This is a genomic window from Allofournierella sp. (genome assembly GCF_048388525.1).
In the GTDB taxonomy this organism is placed as follows: domain Bacteria; phylum Bacillota; class Clostridia; order Oscillospirales; family Ruminococcaceae; genus BQOK01.
In genome coordinates, this window is record NZ_DBGCTQ010000118.1 from 1 (window position 1) to 3274 (window position 3274).

The 3274-nt window shown below is 63.7% G+C and carries 1 pseudogene; it reads left to right on the forward strand.

Annotated elements, in window-relative coordinates:
• Positions 1 to 45: 45 nt before the first annotated feature.
• Positions 46 to 3274, forward strand: a pseudogene (locus ACMLHZ_RS14370) (hypothetical protein); the annotation flags it as partial.

Here is a 3274-nt window from a genome sequence, read left to right on the forward strand (position 1 = left end):
CCGGATGCGGGCTTGACTGAGCCGGCCCCCCAGGGGGAGGGCTTTGTGCGCGGCGAAACCGAGAACGGCGGCCTGCCCACCCTCTTTGCCGCCGCGCCGGCGGCCGGAACCTATACCACCTGGCAGGACGTGGTCGAAAAGGGCGGCGTGGAGGAGCCCCTTCTGCTCGACGGCTATTACATGATCGGCAGCGCCGAGCAGCTTGCCTGGTTTGCCTACCAGGTAAACGTAAAGGGCCGGCTGGATATCAGCGCAAAGCTCCTCAGCGACATCGACCTTTTCGGCGGCGAATACAACCCCGCCGGCCTCAAGTGGGTCCCCATCGGCCACGGCCACGGAAACAGCCAGGCCAACAACGCCCTGGTTTACCAGGGCACCTTCGACGGCAACGGCTTTTATATCTCCAACCCGGATTACAGCGCCGAGGCCCATCTGGTCTATGCCTCGGCAAAGCCCGACACCGAGGCCGGCTTTTTCGGGGTCATCGGCGGCAAGGCGGCCTTGGTGAATCTTCTTATAAAAAACCTGCGCACCACCATTGATATCGGCAAGGCCGGGCGCTGGCTCTGTGTGGGCGGCCTTGCGGGCCAGGCCTGCCAGGTCAACAAGGTAAGTCCCACCTTTACCAACTGCGGCGTGCTGTCCGGCACCATCACGGTGAACGGTACCTGGGAGTTCACAGGTGTGGGCGGCGTTGTGGGCGACCTTTATACGGGCTGCTCTCTCAACAACTGTTTCAACCGTGCCGATATCGTCTGCAACGCAACCGGCCAAACCTCCAGCGATTACAAAGCGGTGAGCGGCCTCATCGGCCGGGTCATATCCAAAGACTGCTCGGTAAAAAATAGTTATTCCACAGGCAATGTGCCGGGCTACTATGTGTTCGCCTCCAACTCCGGCAAAGCCGCCATCTCCAATTCTTATTACCTCAATACCGCCCAGGGCGCTCTCACCACCAATCTCACTGCAAACAATGCCAAAACCGCCGATTACATGAAAAGCGCCGCCTTTGTGACCCAGCTCAACAGCGGCAACAGCTCGGTGCAGTGGTACCAGGATGTGTGGAACATCAACGGCGGCTACCCCATTCCCGCCTACCAGCAGGAGCGCAGCTGGCAGAACATTGCCTCCTCGGTTACCGCCTCCGAACAGCCGGTGGTCGAAAACGGCGCCTACCAGATCGGCACGGCGCGCCAGCTCGCCTGGTTTGCCTACAAGATCAACACCGGCGGCGTGGGCCTCAAAACCCGCAATGCCGCCCTCACGGCCGACATCGACCTCACCGGAACGGAATACGACGGCACCGCCGACGCTCCCTATCTCTGGATGCCCATCGGCAAACAGCAAAACAGCTCGGTGCTGGGGTATAACGGCGTGTTCGACGGTCAGGGCCACACGGTCTCCCATGTGCGCGTCGCCTTTGAAAAGGGCCTTTCGGGCAACGATACCTATCTCGGCTTTTTCGGCTATGTAAAGGGCGGCACAGTCAAAAACCTTCTGCTCGACCAGGTCACCCTCGTCACACCCGCCGGTGGGCGTTATGCCTGGGCGGGGGGTGTCAGCGCCATGGTCGATAAGGGCCGCATTGAAAACTGCGCGGTGCTCGGCGTCACCATCCGCAACTCCGGCTCCTGGGAATTCATGGGCGCGGGGGGCCTGGCGGGCGAATCCATAGGCGCCGTCTTTCAAAACAGCTGCGCCAGTGTTCTGTTTGATCTGCAGGCCACGAACTATCAATCTGCCCACAACTCCGGGGCCGGCGGCATCATAGGCCGCTGTTCCAGCGGCGCGGTGCAGGCGGTCAACTGTTACGCCCGCGGCGCCATCTCGGCCAAGGGTTCCGTTTCCGCAAAGGGGCTTTGCGGTTCGCTCCACTCCAGCATGGTTTCCTATCCCGTCACCTTTACCAACTGCTATTACCAAAATACCCTCCCTGCCGATGGCCGGGGCACCGCAAAAACCCTGGCCGAACTGCAAAGCGATGTGTTTGTGCAATCCCAGATCACCGGGGGCGCCGCGCCCCGCCAGTGGTACCGCCCCGCCCCCTTTGGCCTGGGCAACGATGGCTGCCCGGTGCCCCTGGGCGCCCAGGGCGATTGGTACGCCGTTGGCCGGCGCGCCGCCCAGGGTGCCCTGACCGGCTTCACCGCCCCCTCCGGCAGCGGCAGCAGCGCCGACCCCTATCAGGTGGGCACACCCGAACAGCTGGCCTGGTTTATGTACCTCACCCGCACCGACTCCGCCTATCTCACCAAAAATGTCCGCCTCACCGCCGACATTGATTTGACCGGCGCGGCCTACGGCGGCACCCAGGCCCTGCCCCTGCGCTGGACCCCCATCGGCTGGTGCCATCAAACCAGCTCCTCCCCCGCCTCCACCGCCTATGGCGGCGTGTTCAACGGCGCAGGCCACACCCTTTCGTACCTCTATCTGCACGGCACCGAGCCAAATTCCTACCGCGACCTGGAGCTTGGCCTGTTTGGTGCAATGCGCACGGGCGGCCTGTTAAAAAACCTGTTGGCGCGGCACGCCACCGTCACCAACAGCTACCCCGGCGGCCGCTGGCTTTGTGCCTCGGTTCTGGTGGGGCAGCTTCAGGGCGGCGCCTCGGTTCAAAACTGCGGTCTCGACGCCACAAACCGCATCCTGCTGCCGGCGCCTTCCAAGCTCTGGGAGTGGACCGGTGTGGGCGCGGTGGCCGCCGACACCAAAACCGGTTCCGTGCAAAACTGTTATTCCCTTGCCACCGTTCAGTGCGGCATTTCCGGGGCCGTTGTGGGCGGCCTGGTCGGCCGAAGCGGCGTGGCCTCTCACTGCTACGCGGCGGGTCCTGTCAGCGGCGGCTATGCCTTTGGCGGCTCCGGCTGCAAGGGTTCCGGCTGCTATGTGGATACCCAAGCCGCCGGGGCGGCCGCGGGCAGCGGCGCCGCCCCTCTCACCACCCAGCAGATGAAGTCCCTCGCGGCGCTCGAAGGCCTGAACAGCGGCCTGAAAAACGCCTCCGGCACCCCTTACGAGGCCTTTGTGTTCGACGCGGCAAATGAAAACGGCGGCTACCCGCTGCTGGTCTTTGGCCGCACCGAGGCGGGCGAGGCCTTCTTCACCACACAGCAAAACACCCTCACCGTGGCTCCCAATCTGGCCGCCGGCGAGGCGCTCATCCCCGCCAACGTCACCGGCACGGCCTCGGCCTCCATCAAGGCCGACAGCGCCTTCACCGCCGTGTTCGACCTTTGCAGTTACATGCCCGGCGTGCCCGCCGGCAAAGACAGCC